Consider the following 19124-nt stretch of genomic DNA (forward strand, 5'->3'; position numbering starts at 1 on the left):
GTCTGTCACCTGGCGGCCAGAAACCCGAGGGTTCGCCGCCAGGCGTCGGCCGAGGCCTCGGCGAACTGGTCCTGCTTGCGGTCGAAGAACGAGTGCGGCGCGCCGTCGTAGACGTGGATCTCGTGCTCGACGCCGGCCCGTCGCAGGTTGCGCTCGAACTCGATGCGGTCGCCCACCGGGATCCCCTCGTCGGCGCCGCCGAAGAGACCGAGCACGGGCACCCGCGCGCGGGCGATCTCCGCGCGCGGCGCCGGGATGCCGAGCCGGTCGCCGCGCAGCGCGCCGTAGAAGCCGACCACGCGGTCGATCGGCAGGTCCGGGTTGATCGCCGCCAGGAACGCCTGCGCGCCGCCGAAGCAGAAGCCGACGACGGCGACGCTCGTCACGCTCGCGCCGGCGCGCTCGCGCAGCAGCACGATCGCGCCCGCGACGTCGGCCTGGATCTGCGCCGGCGTCGTCTCGCGCACGTGCGGCCAGTAGTCCCACTCGCCCTCGCGCTCGCCGGTGCCCGCCGTGCGCCCGAACGGGTCGATGGCCACCGCGTGGTGCCCGGCGGCCGCGAAGCGCTCGGCCAGCTCGGCGTAGAAGCGGTACAGGCCGCGGACGTCGGGGACGATCACGACGGCGGGACCCTGTGGCTCGGGCGACAGCGCCAGCGCGACGCTGAAGCGCGTGCCGTCGGCCGAGGTCGCCTCGGTCAGCTCGGCGGCGGCGCCGCCCGCCAGGCGCGGGACGTCGGCGGGCAGGTCGGGTGGCAGGGCGTCGTGGTCGAAGCACATGGCGCTGTTGCTCCCCCTGGGCCGTTCTCCCCATGCACGTCCTGGCGGTTGGGCTTCCTAGCCCTCCTGGTTGGCCACCGCCGCCATCAGCAGCATCCCGCCGTCGACCACGTAGGACGCGCCGGTCACGTAGGACGCGCCGTCGGAGGCCAGGAACGCGATCGTCGCCGCGATCTCGTCGGGCGCGACCGCGTTGACCGTGATCCCGTGCTCGGCCAGCTCCAAGGCCATCACCTTGGTCAGCAGGCCGAGGCCGCCCTTGGCGGCGCAGTAGGCGGCCGATCCGCGCAGCGGGACGTGCTCGTGGACCGAGGTGACGTTGACGATCCGGCCGCCGCGCCGTGCCGCCACCATCAGCCGCGCCGCGGCCTGGGCACAGAGGAACGCGCCGGTCAGGTCGACCTCCAGCACGTGGCGCCACGTCGCCGGCTCGACCTCCAGGAACGGCGTCGAGTCGCCCGTGCCCGCGTTGTTGACGAACGCGTCGACGCCGCCCAGCGCGCTCGCCAGCCCCGCGACGACCGGCGGGCCGGCGGACGCGTCGCCCAGGTCGAGGTGGGCGATCTCGCAGCGCCGTCCGGCGCCCTCGATCTCCGCGGCGGTCGTCCGCGCGCCGGGCTGGTCGCTGCGCCACGTGATCCCGACGTCGAACCCGTCGTGGGCGAGCCGGACCGCGGTGGCCCTGCCGATGCCGGAGTCCCCGGCCGTGACGATCGCCGCAGGCATGCGTCAGGAGCTGCCCGATCGCCGGTGGCGGCAAGCTTCTCCGACCTACGCGGTAGGATTAGACGCGATGATCTTCACGACCAAGGCGGAGTACGGCGTGCGGCTCCTCGTCGAGCTGGGTCGCCAGCACGACGGCGCCGGCGCTCCGACTCCGGTGTCGCTCAAGGCGATCGCCGAGGCGGAGGCCCTGCCGCTCGCCTACCTCGAACGGATCGTCGCCCTGCTGAAGAAGGCCGGCCTCGTCGAGGCCACCCGCGGCGCGCACGGCGGCTACCGCCTCACGCGCCAGCCCTCGGAGATCACGATGGACGAGGTCGTCCTCGCCCTCGAGGGCGTCGTCGCGCCGATGACCTGCTTCGTGGCCGAGGACGGACAGTCCTCGCACGGGCGCGTCGTCTGCAACCACGAGGCCGACAGCGGCCATGGCTGCGCGACGAAGCTGCTGTGGACACGGGTCCAGGGCGGCGTCGTCAAGGCGCTGGCCCAGACCACGCTCGCCGAGCTCGTCACCTTCTCCAACCGCCCCACCCAGACCCAGACCGCCGAGGCCGTCGCGGACGCCGCGGCCGTCGCCTGACCCCGACCGCACGCATCAAGGACTACAAGAACGCTTTATGGCTGCCGAGCTGGAAATCCGCAACCTCCACGTCCAGGCCGGGGACAAGCAGATCCTCAAGGGCCTGGACCTCACCGTCAACAAGGGTGAGATCCACGCGCTGATGGGCCCCAACGGGTCCGGCAAGTCGACGCTGGCCAACGCGATCATGGGCCACCCGGGCCTGGAGGTCACCGAGGGCCAGATCCTCTTCAAGGGCGAGGACATCACCGAGGCCGACCCCGACGAGCGCGCCCGCGCCGGGTTGTTCATGGCCTTCCAGTACCCGGTCGCGATCCCGGGCGTGACGATCACCAAGTACCTGCGGATGGTCCTCAACGCCCACCGCGAGGCCGCCGGCGAGCCGGAGATCTCGCTGAAGGACTTCCGCAAGACGGTCGAGGCCGCGATGGAGCTGACGAACGTCCCCAAGGAGTTCGCGGCCCGCTACCTCAACGACGGCTTCTCCGGTGGCGAGAAGAAGCGCCTGGAGACGCTCCAGCTCGCGCTGCAGAAGCCGGCGATGGCGATCCTCGACGAGACCGACTCGGGCCTCGACATCGACGCGCTCAACGTGGTGGCCAACGGCGTCAACACGATCGCCAAGGGCTCCGGCATGGGCGTCCTGATCATCACCCACTACCAGCGCATCCTGCACCTGGTGCAGCCCGAGCGCGTGTCGATCATGTTCAACGGCCGCATCATCAAGGAGGGCGGCCCGGAGCTGGTCGAGCAGCTGGAGCGCGAGGGCTACGCCAACATCAAGGAGGAGGCGGGCGTCAGCGCCTAGCCTCGCTCGTCGGGAGTCGTTCCAGACCATGGCCGCCACCACCCAGCTCGACGTCCGCTCGCGGTTCCCCACGCTCGCGCGTGAGGGCGTCGCCTACCTCGACAGCGCCGCGACGTCGCAGACGCCCGACGTGGTGCTGGCGGCGATGGACGACTACTACCGCCACCACCGCGCCTCGGTGCACCGCGGGACCTACCCGCTGGCCGTCGAGGCGACCGACCTGTTCGAGGGCGCCCGCACGCGGATCGCGCGGGCGCTGAACTGGGCGGCGCGCGACACGGTCTTCACGCGCAACGCGTCGGAGGCGCTGAACGTCGTCGCGCACGGCTGGGGCCGCAGGCACGTCGGTGCGGGGGACCGGATCCTCGTCACCCGGATGGAGCACCACTCCAACTTCGTGCCGTGGTGGATGCTCGCCCGCGATGTCGGCGCCGAGCTGGTCGAGGTGCCGGTCGACGCCGAGGGCCTGCTGGACCGCGCGGCGCTGAGCGCGCTGCTGCCGGGCGCGAAGGTGCTGGCGGTGGCGCACGTGAGCAACGTCGTCGGGACGATCAACCCGGTCGCCGAGATCGTGCGCGAGGCGCGCTCGCACGGGGTGGTCACCGTGATCGACGGCTCGCAGGCGGTGCCGCAGATCCCGGTCGACCTCGGCGCGATCGACGCCGACTTCTACGCCTGGACCGGCCACAAGGCCTACGGGCCGACCGGCGTCGGCGTCCTGCACGGCCGCCACGACGCGCTGCTGGACACCGAGCCGCTGATCGGCGGCGGGCACATGATCTCCAGCGTGTCGTTCGACGACGTCAAGTGGGCCGCGCCGCCGGCGCGCTTCGAGGCCGGCACGTCGGCGATCGCCGAGGTCATCGGCCTCGGTGCCGCGATCGACTGGCTGTTCGGCGAGCTGGGCATGGAGGCGGTCCGCGCGCACGAGGCCGAGCTGACCGCGTACGCGCTGGAGCGCCTCGGCGCCGAGGACGACGTCACGATCCACGGCCCGCGCGACGTCGAGGCGCGTGGCGCTTTGGTGTCCTTCGCGCTGAATGGCGTGCACCCGCACGACGTCTCGGAGATCCTGGGCCGTCGCGGCGTCTGCGTCCGCGCCGGCCACCACTGCGCCCAGCCGCTCATGCAGCACCTGGGCGAGTCGGCGACGACCCGCGCGTCGTTCGCCGTCCACACCACGCGCGAGGAGGTCGACCAGCTGGTCGACGGCCTCGCCGAAGTCCGCCGCATCTTCGCCTAGCCCGGGAGGCTTTGGTCCCTATGGACGACCTGTACCGCGAGGAGATCCTCCAGCACTACAAGCGGCCCCACAACTGGGGTCCGATGGAGGCCCCCGACCTCGAGGCCGAGGACCACAACCCGCTCTGCGGCGACCAGCTCAAGGTGATGCTGAAGGTCGGCGACGACGCGCGGGTGGAGGAGGTCCGCTTCGAGGGCCACGGCTGCGCGATCTCCCAGGCCAGCGCCTCCATGGCCTCCGACGAGGTCGTCGGCATGCCCGTCGAGGAGCTGCTCAAGCTCGACCGCTCCTTCATCCTCGACCTGCTCGGCATCGACATCTCCGCGACGCGGATGAAGTGCGCCCTGCTGTCGCTGAAGGTCCTGAAGTCCGCCGGCCTCGGCCACGAGGTCGACTGGGAGCCCGAGACGCCGGACGCCGCCGCGCCGGCGGACCCGAACCGCCTCTAGACGGTTGCTGCGAAATTCCGGCGGGCGTGCTCGCACGCCCGGCGGCGCTGGATCGCCACGCGATGCCTTGCCGATCCAACCAGGATCGGCTGCGGCACCGCGCGGCGCCCAGCATCCGCCGGGCGCACGATCACGCCCGCCGTCGATTTCGCATCAACCATCCAGCGCTCAGCGAACCGCACCGACCGGGCGACATCCACGACGAATGGGGAGTTCCCCGGCATCGGCGCAGCGATTACGGTCGCGCGGTGCCCCGTCTTGTCGTCGTCGCGCTGGCGGTCGCCACCGCCCTGGTGGGTCTGCTGCTGCCCGCCTCCGTCCTCGCCAACCCGTCGATCGCCACGGGCTACGGCCCGTCGTCGGCCACCGACCGCGACGGGACGACCCACCTCGTCTGGGGGGTCAAGTCCGACACCGGCAACGACCAGATCGGCTACTGCCGGATCGCGCCCGGAACCGACACGTGCCAGGCCGGCGACACGCGCTTCTTCACGCTGCCACCCAACTGCTTGCGCGGCGAGACCGATGAGAGCTACGGCGCCGGCCCGCGCCCGGTCGACCGCCCCAAGGTCCTGATCTCGCAGTTCGGCGACGTGATCCTCGTGACGCACGCGCTCTGCGACTTCTCCTATCCCAACGGAAACGACGACCTCGTCGTCTACCAGTCGACCGATGGCGGCACCACGTTCGCGGCGCCGGTCAAGCTCGCGCTGCGCAGCTCGATCACGACGAGCGAGAACGGCACCTACCGCCGGGTGAGCACCGACTCGATCCTCGACCTCTCCGACCGGCGGATCGTCACGGTCACGTCGCAGGACTGGGGCTTCGGCGACGGGTCGCAGTACGGCGGCGTCTTCGTCCAGGGCGCGCCGCTGAGCGCCGAGGGCGTGACGTACACGGGCGTCCGCGCGCAGCTCACCGATCCCACCGACGCCCGCAACCGCAACGGCGGCGGCTACCACCCCTCGGTCGTCCAGCGGGGCCCCGGCTCGTTCATCGTCGCCTGGGACGACCCGGACCACCACATCCAGCTGCGCACGTTCGACATGCCCGGCGCGCCGCTGACCGCGATCAACGACAAGGCGAACTGGCACGCGATGGGCGGGCCGGGCGAGACCGGCGTCAACCGGCCGCAGCTCGTCACCGGGCCGCTGGGGACGTTCCTGATGTACCGCATCTCGGACTTCGACGACGATCGCGTCCCGTCGACCTGGTGGCTGCGGCGGATCGACGGCACGACGCTCGGCGCCGCCCATCAGATCCCGGAGCCCGACCTGTCCGTCGCGGGCGGCAACGACGTGCGGTTCTGGGGCTATGACCCCAACAGCTCGGCCGCGCTCGTCGAGGACCAGGCCAACGGGCGCCTGCACTTCGCGCGCTGGCTGCCGTCCATCAGCGGCGGCTACAACCACGTCCAGTACCAGACCTCCGACGACGGGATCGGCTGGAGCAAGAACGTGCTGCCGCCGGGCGCGCGCGACGACGGCAACCACCACGACCTCGGAACCGCCGCGTACTTCGGCGACAACGGGGATCCGTGGCTCTCCGAGGCGACCGGCACGCAGGGCTTCAACGGCATGGTCGGCCAGCCGGTCGACCCCTACGGCTACACGTTCGGCGGCCTCGTGCTCCCCGGGACGTCGCCGCCCCCGACGACCGGCGGCGGCGACGGCGGCGGTGACGGCGGCGGTGACGGCGGTGGCGATGGCGGCGGTGGCGGTGGCGGCACCCCGCCGCCGAGCGGCGGCGGCGACACGCCCCCGCCGCCGAGCGGGGGCGGTGGCACGCCGACGCCCGCGCCCACGCCGCCCGTCAACCCCGACGACCGGCGCTGCCGCGTCCTGCAGCTCGCCGCGATCGACGTCGTCGCCGACGCCTGCCTCACGCAGGACAAGGGCGTCTTCATCGCCAAGGGCAACGTGAAGGTCAACGGCCTGAGCATGGCCGGCGCCGAGATCCGCTTCGACCCCACCAAGCTGAAGGTGACCTCGACCGGGCCCGTCGACATCTCGATCGGCGCGACCAAGCTGTTCCACGGCACGATCGACTGGACGATCCCGAAGGGCAACGTCTTCCCGCTCGGCGACCTCAACGTCGGCAAGCTGGGGTCCAAGGTCTTCGGCTTCAAGCTGGTCGGCGACGCCGACGTCCAGCTCGTCCGCGGCGCGGTCGAGGTCCACGCCAACATCGGCCTGCCGGACCTCCTGGGCGGCGTCAGCGCCGCGCTCGTCATGCGCGCCGACAACATCGCGGGCCTGCACGTCCGCGAGCTGCACTTCGGCTTCTCCACGGCCAAGCTCGGCCCGCTCGAGCTGGCCGACGCCGCGCTGGGCTTCGACGCCGACGCGAACCTCTGGTCCGGCTCCCTGAAGCTGAACGTCCCGCCGGGCATGGCGCTGTCCGCCTCGCTCGGCATCCGCGACGGGACGATCGAGCACCTCAGCGGCGAGTTCGTGCCGCCCGCGCCCGGCTACCCGCTCGACCCGTTCTCGGTGGCCTACCTCACCGCGATCCGCGGCGGCGTGTCGTTCTCGCCGCTGATCTTCAGCGGCGGCGTGACGCTCGGCGCCGGGCCGCCGATGAAGGCGAGCGGATCGGACCGCTTCGTCAAGGTCGACGGCGACGTGAAGGTGACGCTGCCCGACGACAAGCCGGTGACGATCCGCGGCGACGGCGTCGGCAGCGTCCTCGGGATCCCGCTGGCCAAGGCCTACGTGCAGTTCATCACCGATGGGCACATCAGCGCGGGCGGCAGCGTCAAGGCCGGGTTCGGCCCGGTCAACGTGGAGGGCGCGATCGACGGCTGGTTCTACAAGGGCGCGTTCAACCTGGAGGGCAGCGCCGACGTCTGCATCGGGGTCTGCATCGGCGGCAGCGTCCTGGTGTCGTCGAAGGGCTTCGCGGCGTGCGCGCGCACGCCGATCCTCGACATCGGCGCGGGCATCACCTGGGGCAACGACCTCCTCGCGGGCCTCGTCAACCCGGTCGTCCTGCTGAGCCGGATCGACGTGATGCCGACCGGGTGCTCGGTCAGCGGCTACCGCGCGACCGCGGCGGCCGCCCAGGTGGGCGGCGAGCGGTCGGTGACGTTCAGGGCCGGCCTACCCGCGGGCGTCGTGGGCGTCATCGGCCAGGACGGGCCGCCGCACGTGGCGCTCGTCGGCCCCGACGGGACGCGCGTCGAGCCGCAGCCCGGCGCGCCGGTCAACGACGGCAAGGCGTTCGCGTTCCAGGCGGTCGCCCAGCGGCTGACGTGGTTCGCGGTCAAGGCGCCGAAGGCGGGCCGCTGGAAGATCGTGCCCGAGGCCGACTCGACGCCGATCGTCAGCGTCCGCCAGGCCGAGGGCCTGCCGAAGCCGCAGGTGTCGGCCGGCGTCCGGCGGGGCCGGGGCGGCCGGCGCGTGTTGTCCTACAAGATGACGCCCCGGCCCGGCCAGCAGGTCACGTTCGCCGAGGTCGGCAAGGGGACGGCGGCGCAGATCGGGAAGCCGACGCGCGCCGCGACCGGGACGTTCGCGTTCACGCCGACGACCGGCGAGGGCGGGACGCGCAGGATCGTGGCGACCGTCACCCAGAACGGCATGCCGCGGGTCAACCTGACCGTCGCGCGCTACGTCGCGCCGCCGCGGGCGCACCCGGCCAAGCCGCGGGTGACCGTGAAGCGGACGGGCTCCAAGCTCGTCGTCCGCTGGCACCGCGACCCCCTCGCCAAGCGCTACGAGGTGCGCGCGCGGCTGACCGACGGGCGCGTCCTGCTGCTGTTGCTGAAGAAGCCGCAGACGACGATCGCGGCGGTCGCGAGGACGACCACGGCGACGGTGACGGTGCGCGGCATCGACGCGGCCGGCGTGGCCGGGCCGCGGGCGCGCGCGGTCGATCGGGGCAAGAAGGCCGGGAAGGCCGCCGCCGCGCGCGCCGGCGTCTGGACGGCGGGCCGGCGCTAGCGCGGCGCCGCGCCCTGCTTGGCGCGCCGCGCCGCCTTCTGGCGCTCGTTGGCGTCCAGCGCCCACTTGCGGATGCGCACGGACTTCGGCGTCACCTCGACGCACTCGTCCTCGCGCAGCCACTCCATCGCCTGGTCGAGCGACAGCACGCGGGCGGGCACCAGGCGCTCCAGCTCGTCGGCCGTCGAGGAGCGGACGTTGGTCAGGTGCTTCTCGCGGACGATGTTGACGTCGAGGTCCTCGGCGCGCGCGTTCTCGCCGACGACCATGCCGCCGTAGACGTCGTCGCCGGGGGACACGAACAGCGTGCCGCGCTCCTGCAGCTGGAAGCACGAGTAGGACGTGACCGCGCCCTGGCGGTCGGCGACCAGCGCGCCGTTGGGGCGCGTGCGCAGCTCGCCGTGCCACGGCTCCATGCCGTCGGACACGCTGTGCGCGATGCCGGTGCCGCGCGTCTCGGTCAGGAACTCCGTGCGGAAGCCGATCAGCCCGCGCGCCGGGACGCGGAACTCCATCCGCACCCAGCCCGTGCCGTGGTTGGTCATCTGCTCCATGCGCCCCTTGCGCAGCGCGAGCATCTGCGTGACCGCCCCGACGTAGTCCTCGGGCACGTCGATCGACATGTGCTCCATCGGCTCGTGGACCACGCCGTCGACCTCGCGGGTGACCACGCGCGGCTGGCCGACGAGCAGCTCGAAGCCCTCGCGGCGCATCGTCTCCACGAGCACGGCCAGCTGCAGCTCGCCGCGACCCTGGACCTCCCACGCGTCCGGGCGCTCGGTCGGCACGACGCGGATCGACACGTTGCCGATCAGCTCCTGATCGAGGCGCGCCTGGATCTGGCGGGCGGTCAGCTTGTTGCCGTCGCGGCCGGCGAAGGGCGAGGTGGAGGTCGCGATCGTCACGCCGATCGACGGGTCGTCGACGTGGATGACCGGCAGCGGCCGCGGGTCCTCGGCGTCGGCGAGCGTCTCGCCGATCGTGATCTCCGGGATGCCGGCGACGGCGCAGATCTCGCCCGGCCCGGCCTCCTCGACCGGGACGCGGTTCAGCCCGTCGGTGACGAACAGCTCGGTGATCTTCGCGCGGGTGACCGTCGGGCCCTCGGTCTCGTCCTCGCGGCACCAGCCGATGTCGCCCTTGCGCAGCGTCCCCTGGCGGACGCGCAGGATCGCCAGGCGGCCGAGGTAGGGGTCGGCGTCGAGGTTCGTCACGAGCGCCTGCGCCGGGTGCTCGGGGTCGTAGGCCGGCGGCGGCACGGTCTGCACGAGCAGGTCGAGCAGCGGGCGCAGGTCCTCGCCGGGCTTGGTGGCGTCCAGCGACGCGGTCCCCGCCTTGGCGTTGGTGAAGACGATCGGGAACTCCAGCTGGTCCTCGTCGGCGTCCAGGTCCAGGAACAGCTCCTCGACCTCGTGGACGACCTCGTCGATGCGCGCGTCCGGGCGGTCGATCTTGTTGACGACCAGGACGACCGGCAGCTTGCCCTCCAGCGCCTTGCGCAGCACGAAGCGCGTCTGCGGCAGCGGGCCCTCGGACGCGTCGACCAGCAGCAGCACGCCGTCGACCATCGTCAGCCCGCGCTCGACCTCGCCGCCGAAGTCGGCGTGGCCCGGCGTGTCGATGATGTTGAGCTTCGTGCCGTCGTACTGGACCGCGGTGTTCTTGGCGAGGATCGTGATCCCGCGCTCGCGCTCCTGGTCCATCGAGTCCATCACGCGGTCCTCGACCGCCGCGCCTTCCCGAAACGCGCCGGACTGGCGCAGCATGGCGTCGACCAGCGTGGTCTTGCCGTGGTCGACGTGGGCGATGATCGCGACGTTGCGGAGGTCGTCGCGCGTGGCGGTGTTCTGGGGCATGCGCGGCCGAAGGGTAGGGGGTGCGCGCTCGCGATACGGTCCGGGCCATGGCCGAGACCATCGACGTCTGCCCGCTCGACGACCTGCCGCCCGGCGCCATGCGCGTGTTCGAGTGGGAGGACCTCGAGATCGCCGTGGTCAACTGCGCGGGCACGTTGTACGCCATCGAGGACCGCTGCTCGCACGACGACGGCCCGCTGGCCGAGGGCGAGCTGGACGAGTCGCGCTGCACGCTGGAGTGCCCGCGCCACGGGTCGCTCTTCGACCTGCGCAGCGGCAAGCCGCTGACGCTCCCGGCCTACGAGCCGGTCGACACGTTCCCCGTCGCCGTGGGCGACGACGGGGTCGTGCGCGTCGAGGTCGAGTGAGCGCCTAGCGGCGCAGCTTGCGCCGCTCGGCCTTCGTGGCCAGGTTGCCCGTGCCGTCCTTGGCGGCGATCTCGACGATCACCGTCGACCGGGCCTTCAGCTTCTTCTTGGTCTTGAGATGCACGGTCACCGTCTTGCCGGCCTTGCCCGTGAACGACTTCGAGGCCAGCAGCTTGCGCTTGGTGCTCCGCACGCGCGCGGTGCCCTTGCACGCCTCGTTGCACTTGAAGCGCACGGTCACCGACCGACCCGCGACCGTCACCAGGCCGGCGATCGTCACCTTCGGCGCGACGGTGTCGCGCGGCGGGGCGGGGGCGGGAGGCGTGACGATCGGCGCGGGTGCCGGCGGCGGCACGGGCCGGACGTAGGAGGCCGCCGCGTTGACGGCCGCGGAGGCGTCGATGCGTCCCGCGCCGAACTGCGGGTCGGGGCCGGCGCTGCCGAGGTCGCGAGCCGTGCCCTTCAGGATCGCCTCGACCTCGTCGGGGGTGAGGTCCGGGCGGATCGACTTCATCAGCGCGACGAGGCCGGCGACGAGCGGCGCGGACATCGACGTGCCGGTCTCGACGTTGTAGTTGCCGGCGCTGCCGTTGAACGACATCTTCGGATCGCGCGCGTCCCACGTCGAGAAGATGTTCGTGCCCGGCGCCGCGACGTCGACCCAGTTGCCGTTCGAGGAGCTCGGCGCGATCGTGTCGTCGGCCTGCGTGTTGGCGATCGCGATCACGCCCGGGTACGACGCCGGGTAGATCGCGGCGTTCGGGTTCGTCTGCTGGAAGTTGCCGGCGGACGCGATGACCGGGATGCCCTTGGCGCGGACGGCGGCGATCGCGTCGGCCAACGGCTGGTGCGGGCGCGTGCCGCCGAGCGACATCGTCACGACCGAGACCGGCTGGTTGGCGATGTAGCCGAGCGCCTCGGTGAGGTCGGCGACGAAGTTCGAGTCCACCGGATTGCCGTTGCCGGGGTTGAAGGACGTGTTGATCTTCACGGGCACGAACGTGGCGTCGAAGCCGGCGCCGGAGACGCCGACGCCGTTGTCGGTCACGGCCGCCGCGATGCCCGCCACGTGCGTGCCGTGCAGCTCGTTGGGCGACTGCGCCTGCACGTCGCCCGTGTGGTACTGGGCCGAGCCGCTGGACACGTTGTAGGGGTTGCGGACCTTGGCCTGCAGGTCGGGGTGGTTGGTGTCGAACTCGCTGTCGATGATGCCGATCGACGCGTTGGCGCCGGTCGAGCGATCCCACGCCGCCGGGAAGTTGGCCTTCGCCAGCTGCCACTGCGCCTGCTCGCCCGTCTGCAGCACCGCGCCGGGATCCCAGGCGGGATCGCGCGGCGTGAACTGCGGCTGCACCGTCTCGCCGGGCGCGACGGTGTCGGTCGCCTCGACGTCGGCGTCATGGCTCAGCGCGTCACGGGCCGGCGTGGCGTCGGTCGTCCCGGGCGGCGTCGCCAGCTCGTACCAGCCGATCCACGGGAAGCCGCGGGAGACCGTGAGGCCGTGGCGCGCGGCGACGGCCTGCGCGACGGCCTCGGAGGCGGTCTTCACGAGGACGGTCGGCGACGACAGCTCGGGCGCCGGCGCGGGCGTCGCGGGAGCGGCCGGGAAGACGCTGGGACCGGTCGCGGGCACGATCGGGGCCGCCGAGGCGGGCGCGACGGACACCGCGAAGGCGGCCAGGAGCGCTGATGACAGGAGAGCAGGACCTGGAGAACGCATGACATCGCACCGTAAGCCGGTGCGCGAAGGTCGACCGGGTGAATGCTCTGCCCAACTACGTAGGAACTACGTACCCCTCGGCCGAACGAGGTGACATGCCCCGTCTCGCTAGACTGGTAACACCGACTGCGAGAGTAGGGATTAGATTGGCCGCCACACCTGAAAGCACCAAGATCCTCACGCCCGAAGAGGCGGCGCTGCGCACCCTGGGCTCCGACTACACGGAGCGCTACGGGTTCCACGAGGCCGACAACTACCTCTACAAGGCTCCCAAGGGGATCAACCGCGAGGTCGTCGAGACGATCTCGCGCATGAAGAACGAGCCCGAGTGGATGCTCGAGTTCCGCCTCAAGGCGCTGCAGAACTTCCTCGACCGTCCGCAGCCGACGTGGGGCTCGCCCATGCTGGCCGAGGTCGACTACGACGACATCCACTACTTCGTTCGCTCCACGGAGAAGCCGTCGCGCTCCTGGGACGACGTCCCGGAGGACGTCAAGCGCACGTTCGACCGCCTCGGCATCCCCGAGGCCGAGCGCAAGTTCCTCTCCGGCGTCGGCGCCCAGTACGAGTCCGAGGTCGTGTACCACCAGGTGCGCGAGGACCTGGAGAAGCAGGGCGTCATCTTCATGGACATGGACTCGGGCCTGCGTGAGCACGAGGACATCGTCCGCGAGCACTTCGCCACGATCATCCCGCCGAACGACAACAAGCTCGCCGCGCTGAACAGCGCCGTGTGGTCGGGCGGGTCGTTCGTGTACGTCCCGAAGGGCGTGCACGTCGAGATGCCGCTGCAGGCCTACTTCCGGATCAACACCGAGAACATGGGCCAGTTCGAGCGGACGCTGATCATCGCCGACGAGGGCTCCTACGTGCACTACGTCGAGGGCTGCACGGCGCCGACGTGGTCGTCGGACTCGCTGCACTCCGCGGTCGTCGAGCTGATCGCCAAGCCCGGCGCGCGCATCCGCTACACGACGGTCCAGAACTGGTCCAACAACGTGTACAACCTGGTCACCAAGCGCGCGATCGCCGAGGCCGACGCCACGGTCGAGTGGGTCGACTGCAACCTCGGCTCCAAGCTGACCATGAAGTACCCGGCCGTCTACCTGATGGGCGAGCGCGCCCACGGCGAGGTCCTGTCGATCGCCTTCGCGGGCGACGGCCAGCACCAGGACGCGGGCGCGAAGATCGTGCACGCGGCGCCGAACACGACGTCCAACATCTTCGCCAAGTCGATCTCCAAGGACGGCGGGCGCTCCTCGTACCGCGGCCTGCTCGAGGTCGCCAAGGGCGCGCACGGCTCGAAGTCCAAGGTCGTCTGCGACGCGCTGCTGCTCGACGAGCACAGCCGCTCCGACACCTACCCGACGATCCGCATCGGCGAGGACGACGTGGACGTCGGACACGAGGCGACGGTCTCCAAGGTCGGCGACGAGCAGCTCTTCTACCTGATGGCCCATGGCCTGACGGAGGAGGAGGCCGGCAAGCTGATCGTCAACGGCTTCATCGAGCCGATCGTCAAGGAACTGCCGATGGAGTACGCGGTCGAGATGAACCGCCTCATCGAGCTTCAGATGGAGGGATCCATTGGCTAACGCGGTCGCGGCGAGCGTGCCGCAGGTCTCGGTCGAGATGCCCACGCACAAGGGCGTCCCCGGCTGGGAGTTCACCCCCATCGACAAGCTGGACCTCGAGCGGTTCCCGGCCGCCCCGGCGGCCGTGGGCGCGGTCAACGGCCTCTTCAAGCCGGAGGGCGCGGTCATCGCGTCCGCAGGCGAGATGACGTCCGAGGGCCCGATCGTCGCGCCGCTGCGCGTGGCGCTCGAGCAGCACGCCGAGCTCGTCGGCCGCCACTTCGGGACGGTCGTGCGCCCGGGCTACTTCGCCAAGGCCAACGCCGACCAGTGGACGGACGGCACGCTCGTCTACGTCCCGCGCAACGTCAAGGTCGACGCGCCGATCCTGATCACGACCGTGCAGGAGCGGGCGGGGACGTCGCTCCATCACCGCACGCTGATCGTGCTGGAGGAGGGCGCCGAGGCCGAGGTCTGGGACCAGGTCTCCAGCGCCCACGACGAGGAGGCGGTCGTCAACGGCGTCGTCGAGATCGTCGTCGGCCAGAACGCGAAGCTGAGCTACATCGGCGCGCAGTCGGTCAACGAGAAGACGTGGGTCTTCGGCGCCCAGCGCGCGATCGTCGCCCGCGACGCCGAGCTGGACTGGACGACGCTCGCCTTCGGCGGCGCCAACGGCAAGGTCTTCCTGGAGTCCACGCTGGACGGCCAGGGCTCGACCGCCAAGGTCACCGGCGCCTACGCGACGCGCGGCCGCCAGCACGTCGACTACGACACGCTCCAGGAGCACGTCGCGGCCGACACGGTCTCCGACCTGGCGTTCCGCGGCCTCATCGCCGGCCGGTCGTCCACGGTGTGGCGCGGCATGATCAAGGTCGACGAGGGCGCCCAGCGCACCGACGCCTTCCAGGAGGCCCGCAACCTGCTGCTCGGCAAGAAGGCCCACGCCGACGCGATCCCCGGCCTGGAGATCCTCGCCGACGACGTCCGCTGCACCCACGCCGCGGCCATCGCGCAGATCGATCCCGAGCAGATCTTCTACCTGCGCTCGCGCGGGTTGAGCGAGACCACCGCCGCGCGCCTGATCGTCGAGGGCTTCCTCAGCGCGATCGTCGAGCGCTACGACGAGGGCCCGCTGCGCGACGCGATCGCCGAGGCGATCGAGGGCCGCCTGAGCGAGGTCCTGGCCTAGGGCCTTTCGTGGTCCGTGTCGTCTCGTGGTGAGCTAGTCACCACGAGGCGACACCGGCCCGCCGGGCTCCGGCAGCGCCGCCAGCGTCGCCGACAGCTCGTCGGCGTCCACGTAGTCCAGGCCCAGGGCGTGGATCTTGCACCAGGCCACGGTGCCGGTCTCGTCGACGATGAACGTCGCGCGCTGGGTGCCGAGCACCGGACGCGTGACGCCGTACATGCGCGCGACCGCCTTGTCGGGGTCGGCCAGCAGCGGGACCGTCAGGCCGTGGTGGGACGTGAACTCGCGGTGGGACCGGACGTCCTGGCCGGAGATGCCGACGATCGTGGCGTCGAGCGCGGCCATGTCCTCCGAGCGATCCCGGTAGGAGCAGAACTGGCGCGTGCAGACCGGCGTCTCGTCGCCGGGGTAGAAGAGCAGCACAACGCGCCGCCCGCGGTGCTCGGAGAGCGTGAAGCGGCCCTCGGTGCCCTCGAGCTCGAAGTCGGGGGCGATGTCGCCCACGCGCGGTCCCTTGGCCATGACGTGCAACTCTAGGGATCCCGTGCAGAAGTGGATCGTCGAACGTGCAGGTTCCATCGCCGAGCGCGCCGTGCGGCACCTGGAGGCCCTCGTCGGGATCTCCTCGCCGTCGGGCGACGTGGAGGGCGCCAACGAGGCCGCGGCGATCGCGGCCGCGCTGCTGCCCGACCACGCCGTCGTCGAACGCCCGCCGTGCTCCTCGCCGAACCACGCGCCGGACCTCCTCGCGCGCGTCGCCGGGACGGGCACCGGCCGGATCCTGCTGCTCGGCCACCTCGACACGGTCGTCTCCCACGAGCACCACCGGCCGATCGAGCCCGACCCCGAGAACGCCGACCGCCTCTACGGCTCAGGCACCGTCGACATGAAGGGCGGCGACGTCCTGGCGCTCGGCGTCCTCAACGCGCTGGCCGCGCGCCCCGAGCTGTTCGCCGAGGTCGCGCTGCTGCTGGTCATGGACGAGGAGTGGCGCGTCGGGCCGTTCTCGCACGTCGAGCGCTTCGCGGGCTTCGACGCATGCCTGTGCTTCGAGGCCGGCGAGCTGGCGCCCGGCGGCGACGACGCGGTCGTCGTCAAGCGCAAGGCCGCCGGGACGATCGAGGTCGTCGCCCACGGCCGCAGCGCCCACAGCGGCGCCGCGCCCGACCGCGGCCGCAACGCGCTGCTGGCGCTCGCCGCCGCCGCGCAGGCGATCGCCGCCCAGCACGACCCGCAGGGGCCCGACCACCTGACCGCGGTCCCGACCGTCGTGCGCTCCGGCGACGCCTTCAACGTCGTGCCCGCCGAGGGCACGCTGATCGCCGACGTCCGCGCCGACCGCCTCGACGCGTTCGCGCGCGTGCTCGACGCCGTGCCCGCCGAGGTCGGCGGGGCCACGCTCAGCGCGCGCCTGCAGCGCGAGTGGCCGGGAATGGACGCGCGCGCGAGCACCGCGCCGCTGCTCGAACATGCGTCCAGCCTGCTCGGACGCCCGATCGTCGCCGCCGACCGCGGCGGCGCCTCCGATGCCTCGCACTTCGCCTCCACGATCCCGTTGACCGTCGACGGCCTCGGCCCGCGGGGCGGGGCGGCGCACAACCCGGGCGAGTTCGTGTCGATCTCCTCGCTGCGCACCCGCGCGGAAGTCGCGCTGGCGCTGGCCCTGGCCGTCTTGACCCCGACGGCGTAAGCAGCCGGACCCTCATCAAGACGACATAAGTCCGGGAGCTGCGCTACGCTCCCGCGGTCGTTTTGCACCAGCCGAATCTCCGGTGAGCCATCACCGGGGGGCGGGGGACCCATGGGTCCCGGGAGACCGGGACCAGGGGCGAATCATCGCCTTTCACCAGGTGAAGTAGCGCCGCTCTCTTGGCGCGAGCCCGACAGCTAACCCCGTAGGCGCCTTGTCAAAGAGAGGGCCCAAACGTTTTGCTGTCGTACCGCTCGTCCCTAGCAGGCCTGGCCACCACCGTGGCGGCCGCCTGCTCCCTGTACGTCCCCGCGATGGCCGCCGCGGACACGTCCACGGTCACCGCGAGCACCGCCCCGGCGGCCGTCGCCGCCAAGAAGGTCGGCAGCAAGACCCTGCGCAAGGGCATGCGCGGCCCGCGGGTCAAGGCGCTGCAGACGCTCCTGAGCACCGCCGGCTTCAAGACCGCCACCGACGGCCAGTACGGCTCGTCGACGGTGGCGACCGTCAAGCGCTTCCAGCGCGCCGCGAACCTCAAGGCCAGCGGCGTGGCCGACGGCAAGACCATCGTCTCGCTCGTCAACGCCACCGACGGCTCGGCCGCCAACACCTCCGGCGGCTACGACGTCCGCGCGATCGGCACGAGCTCGCGCCATCTCGGCGACCGCATCCCGCTGCGCAAGGGCATGAGCGGCCACGACGTCAAGATCCTCCAGGACTTCCTCCAGCGCACCGGCTACGCGACCTCGGTGGACGGCGAGTTCGGCTCGGGCACGGTCAAGTCCGTCAAGAAGTTCGAGACCGACCAGCAGGTCGCCCCCGACGGCGTCGTCGACGCGGCCGACATCGACCTCCTGCGCTCGCTGGTCGACGGCGAGGACAGCGGCGTCTCGGCCACGCAGCCGGCCGCCACGACGCCCGGCAGCAAGGCGACGGTCGGCTCCGACGGCCTCGCGATCGCCCCGGCCGACGCGCCCGACGCCGTCAAGCAGATCATCGCCGCGGGCAACGCCATCGCCAAGCTGCCCTACATCTACGGCGGCGGCCACGGCAAGTGGGAGGACAAGGGCTACGACTGCTCGGGCTCCGTCTCCTACGCGCTGCACGGCGCGAACCTGCTCGACCAGGCGCTCCCGTCCGGCAACTTCACCTCGTGGGGCGAGAAGGGTCCCGGCCAGTGGGTCACCCTGTACGCCAACTCGACCCACATGTACATGGTGATCGCCGGCATCCGCTACGACACCAGCGGTCGCGCCCAGGACGGCTCGCGTTGGCACACGTCGATGCGCTCCTCCAGCGGCTACACCGCCATTCACCCGCCCGGGCTCTAGCCCCGGCGACCACACTCCTGGCAGGGGTGCGAGAAGCAGGGCGGCGGGCGGCCGGAAGGCTCGTCCGCCGTCCGAAGTGCATGCTGTGGGCCGATGACGCCGCCGACGCCCAAGCGCCCGCACCCGCCCGCCACGCCCGACGAGGAGCTGTTGGGCACCAAGCGCCGGGCGGTCATCGCCCAGCGCAGCGAGGCCGAGCGCCTCGACCACATCGAGGCCGACCTGGCCGCCGGGTTCGCCGCGCTGCGCGACCTCGGGCCCGCGGTCACGTTCTTCGGCTCGGCCCGCGTGCCCGCCGACGACCCGCGCTACGCGGCGGCCCGCGACCTCGCCCGACGCGTCGGCGAGTGCGGCTTCGCGATCATCAGCGGCGGCGGTCCCGGGCTGATGGAGGCGGCCAACCGCGGTGCCCAGGACGCCGGCGTCACCTCGGTCGGGCTCAACATCGAGCTGCCGTTCGAGCAGCGGCCCAATCCGTATCAGGACGTCGCGCTGACGTGCTCGTTCTTCTTCACGCGCAAGATGATGTTCGTGCGCTACGCGACCGCGTTCGTCGTCCTGCCCGGCGGGTTCGGCACGCTCGACGAGCTGTTCGAGGCGCTGGTCCTCGAGCAGGTCGACAAGATCCGCGACTTCCCGATCATCCTGTTCGGGACCGAGTACTGGGGCGGGCTGGTCCGGTGGATCGAGGAGCGCCTGGTCGCCGACGGCATGGCGCGCCCCGACGAGGCCCGGCTGCTGGTCGTCACCGACGACCCCGACGAGGTCGTGGCGCGGGTGTGCGCGGCGCGCGACCTCCAGGAGCAGACGGCCGCCTGAGCCGCCGCGCCGCCCGCGCGCGGCGCTAGATTCGGGCGTCCGCCGCCC

At 71.8% G+C, this 19124-nt stretch carries 17 protein-coding genes and 1 riboswitch; of the genes, 11 read left to right on the forward strand and 6 right to left on the reverse strand.

Annotation, left to right across the window (positions count from 1 at the left end; all coding sequences use genetic code 11):
* Window positions 1-5: 5 nt before the first annotated feature.
* Both VFG42_RS07130 and VFG42_RS07135 read right to left on the reverse strand, forming a co-directional pair.
* Window positions 6-779, reverse strand: coding sequence for a dienelactone hydrolase family protein (locus tag VFG42_RS07130; protein ID WP_324906746.1), 774 nt, complete (start codon window positions 777-779; stop codon window positions 6-8).
* 57 nt (window positions 780-836) lie between these two features.
* Complete coding sequence (locus VFG42_RS07135) at window positions 837-1505, reverse strand: SDR family oxidoreductase (protein ID WP_324906749.1); 669 nt, start codon at window positions 1503-1505, stop codon at window positions 837-839.
* A gap of 67 nt (window positions 1506-1572) precedes the next feature.
* On the opposite strand from VFG42_RS07135, the gene VFG42_RS07140 reads away from it, so the two are divergent.
* The 4 genes from VFG42_RS07140 to VFG42_RS07155 are packed head-to-tail and all read left to right on the forward strand — an operon-like array spanning window position 1573 to window position 4582.
* Window positions 1573-2082, forward strand: a complete 510-nt coding sequence (locus tag VFG42_RS07140) for an Rrf2 family transcriptional regulator (RefSeq protein WP_324906751.1) — start codon at window positions 1573-1575, stop codon at window positions 2080-2082.
* A 37-nt stretch (window positions 2083-2119) separates the two neighbouring features.
* Window positions 2120-2890: a Fe-S cluster assembly ATPase SufC gene (gene sufC / locus VFG42_RS07145; protein WP_324906753.1), complete on the forward strand. Its 771-nt coding sequence runs from the start codon at window positions 2120-2122 to the stop codon at window positions 2888-2890.
* A gap of 28 nt (window positions 2891-2918) precedes the next feature.
* Window positions 2919-4133: a SufS family cysteine desulfurase gene (locus VFG42_RS07150; RefSeq protein ID WP_324906755.1), complete on the forward strand. Its 1215-nt coding sequence runs from the start codon at window positions 2919-2921 to the stop codon at window positions 4131-4133.
* A gap of 20 nt (window positions 4134-4153) precedes the next feature.
* On the forward strand, window positions 4154-4582 hold the full coding sequence (locus VFG42_RS07155; RefSeq protein WP_324906757.1) for an iron-sulfur cluster assembly scaffold protein: 429 nt from the start codon (window positions 4154-4156) through the stop codon (window positions 4580-4582).
* Here VFG42_RS07155 and VFG42_RS07160 read toward each other — a convergent pair.
* Window positions 4579-4806, reverse strand: a complete 228-nt coding sequence (locus VFG42_RS07160; RefSeq protein WP_324906759.1) for a hypothetical protein — start codon at window positions 4804-4806, stop codon at window positions 4579-4581. The two genes, VFG42_RS07155 and VFG42_RS07160, sit on opposite strands and share 4 nt — an antisense overlap.
* A 24-nt stretch (window positions 4807-4830) precedes the next feature.
* Between VFG42_RS07160 and VFG42_RS07165 the strand changes: the two genes are divergently transcribed.
* Window positions 4831-8526, forward strand: coding sequence for a hypothetical protein (locus tag VFG42_RS07165; RefSeq protein WP_324906761.1), 3696 nt, complete (start codon window positions 4831-4833; stop codon window positions 8524-8526).
* On the opposite strand, the gene typA is transcribed toward VFG42_RS07165, so the two are convergent.
* Window positions 8523-10382: a translational GTPase TypA gene (typA, locus tag VFG42_RS07170; protein WP_324906763.1), complete on the reverse strand. Its 1860-nt coding sequence runs from the start codon at window positions 10380-10382 to the stop codon at window positions 8523-8525. The genes VFG42_RS07165 and typA overlap by 4 nt on opposite strands.
* A gap of 47 nt (window positions 10383-10429) precedes the next feature.
* Here typA and VFG42_RS07175 point away from each other — a divergent pair, with 47 nt between their 5' ends.
* Window positions 10430-10750, forward strand: coding sequence for a non-heme iron oxygenase ferredoxin subunit (locus VFG42_RS07175; RefSeq protein WP_324906765.1), 321 nt, complete (start codon window positions 10430-10432; stop codon window positions 10748-10750).
* 4 nt (window positions 10751-10754) lie between these two features.
* Here the strand turns inward: VFG42_RS07175 and VFG42_RS07180 are convergent, their stop codons facing one another.
* The gene (locus tag VFG42_RS07180) at window positions 10755-12416 is read right to left on the reverse strand and encodes a S8 family peptidase (protein ID WP_324906767.1); all 1662 of its coding nucleotides are present in this window, start codon (window positions 12414-12416) and stop codon (window positions 10755-10757) included.
* Between the two features lie 200 nt (window positions 12417-12616).
* On the opposite strand from VFG42_RS07180, the gene sufB reads away from it, so the two are divergent.
* The gene (gene sufB / locus VFG42_RS07185) at window positions 12617-14065 is read left to right on the forward strand and encodes a Fe-S cluster assembly protein SufB (protein ID WP_324906769.1); all 1449 of its coding nucleotides are present in this window, start codon (window positions 12617-12619) and stop codon (window positions 14063-14065) included.
* The gene (gene sufD / locus VFG42_RS07190; RefSeq protein WP_324906771.1) at window positions 14058-15236 is read left to right on the forward strand and encodes a Fe-S cluster assembly protein SufD; all 1179 of its coding nucleotides are present in this window, start codon (window positions 14058-14060) and stop codon (window positions 15234-15236) included. The genes sufB and sufD overlap by 8 nt, the downstream gene beginning before the upstream one ends.
* 33 nt (window positions 15237-15269) lie before the next feature.
* Here the strand turns inward: sufD and VFG42_RS07195 are convergent, their stop codons facing one another.
* A complete protein-coding gene (locus tag VFG42_RS07195; protein WP_324906773.1) occupies window positions 15270-15758 on the reverse strand; it encodes a peroxiredoxin in 489 nt (162 codons plus the stop codon).
* On the opposite strand from VFG42_RS07195, the gene VFG42_RS07200 reads away from it, so the two are divergent.
* The 3 genes from VFG42_RS07200 (at window position 15757) to VFG42_RS07210 (ending at window position 19076) form a co-directional block, all read left to right on the forward strand.
* Window positions 15757-16926 (forward strand): M20/M25/M40 family metallo-hydrolase, encoded by a 1170-nt coding sequence (locus VFG42_RS07200; RefSeq protein WP_324906775.1) that lies wholly within the window; start codon window positions 15757-15759, stop codon window positions 16924-16926. The genes VFG42_RS07195 and VFG42_RS07200 overlap by 2 nt on opposite strands.
* 59 nt (window positions 16927-16985) lie before the next feature.
* A riboswitch (cyclic di-AMP (ydaO/yuaA leader) is annotated at window positions 16986-17154 on the forward strand.
* A gap of 86 nt (window positions 17155-17240) precedes the next feature.
* A complete protein-coding gene (locus tag VFG42_RS07205) occupies window positions 17241-18257 on the forward strand; it encodes a peptidoglycan-binding domain-containing protein (protein WP_324906777.1) in 1017 nt (338 codons plus the stop codon).
* A 93-nt stretch (window positions 18258-18350) separates the two neighbouring features.
* On the forward strand, window positions 18351-19076 hold the full coding sequence (locus VFG42_RS07210) for a TIGR00730 family Rossman fold protein (RefSeq protein ID WP_324906779.1): 726 nt from the start codon (window positions 18351-18353) through the stop codon (window positions 19074-19076).
* The last annotated feature ends 48 nt before the right edge of the window (window positions 19077-19124 follow it).

Source organism: Baekduia sp., assembly GCF_035685985.1.
Classification (GTDB): Bacteria; Actinomycetota; Thermoleophilia; order Solirubrobacterales; family Solirubrobacteraceae; genus Baekduia.

What these genes read in the sequence shown, in the direction of transcription:
- VFG42_RS07130 (WP_324906746.1), bottom strand. Translation starts at nt 779, where the DNA reads ATGTGCTTCGACCACGACGCCCTGCCACCCGACCTGCCCGCCGACGTC.
- VFG42_RS07135 (WP_324906749.1), bottom strand. Translation starts at nt 1,505, where the DNA reads ATGCCTGCGGCGATCGTCACGGCCGGGGACTCCGGCATCGGCAGGGCC.
- VFG42_RS07140 (WP_324906751.1), top strand. Translation starts at nt 1,573, where the DNA reads ATGATCTTCACGACCAAGGCGGAGTACGGCGTGCGGCTCCTCGTCGAG.
- sufC (WP_324906753.1), top strand. Translation starts at nt 2,120, where the DNA reads ATGGCTGCCGAGCTGGAAATCCGCAACCTCCACGTCCAGGCCGGGGAC.
- VFG42_RS07150 (WP_324906755.1), top strand. Translation starts at nt 2,919, where the DNA reads ATGGCCGCCACCACCCAGCTCGACGTCCGCTCGCGGTTCCCCACGCTC.
- VFG42_RS07155 (WP_324906757.1), top strand. Translation starts at nt 4,154, where the DNA reads ATGGACGACCTGTACCGCGAGGAGATCCTCCAGCACTACAAGCGGCCC.
- VFG42_RS07160 (WP_324906759.1), bottom strand. Translation starts at nt 4,806, where the DNA reads ATGCCGGGGAACTCCCCATTCGTCGTGGATGTCGCCCGGTCGGTGCGG.
- typA (WP_324906763.1), bottom strand. Translation starts at nt 10,382, where the DNA reads ATGCCCCAGAACACCGCCACGCGCGACGACCTCCGCAACGTCGCGATC.
- VFG42_RS07175 (WP_324906765.1), top strand. Translation starts at nt 10,430, where the DNA reads ATGGCCGAGACCATCGACGTCTGCCCGCTCGACGACCTGCCGCCCGGC.
- VFG42_RS07200 (WP_324906775.1), top strand. Translation starts at nt 15,757, where the DNA reads ATGACGTGCAACTCTAGGGATCCCGTGCAGAAGTGGATCGTCGAACGT.
- VFG42_RS07195 (WP_324906773.1), bottom strand. Translation starts at nt 15,758, where the DNA reads ATGGCCAAGGGACCGCGCGTGGGCGACATCGCCCCCGACTTCGAGCTC.
- VFG42_RS07205 (WP_324906777.1), top strand. Translation starts at nt 17,241, where the DNA reads ATGGCCGCCGCGGACACGTCCACGGTCACCGCGAGCACCGCCCCGGCG.
- VFG42_RS07210 (WP_324906779.1), top strand. Translation starts at nt 18,351, where the DNA reads ATGACGCCGCCGACGCCCAAGCGCCCGCACCCGCCCGCCACGCCCGAC.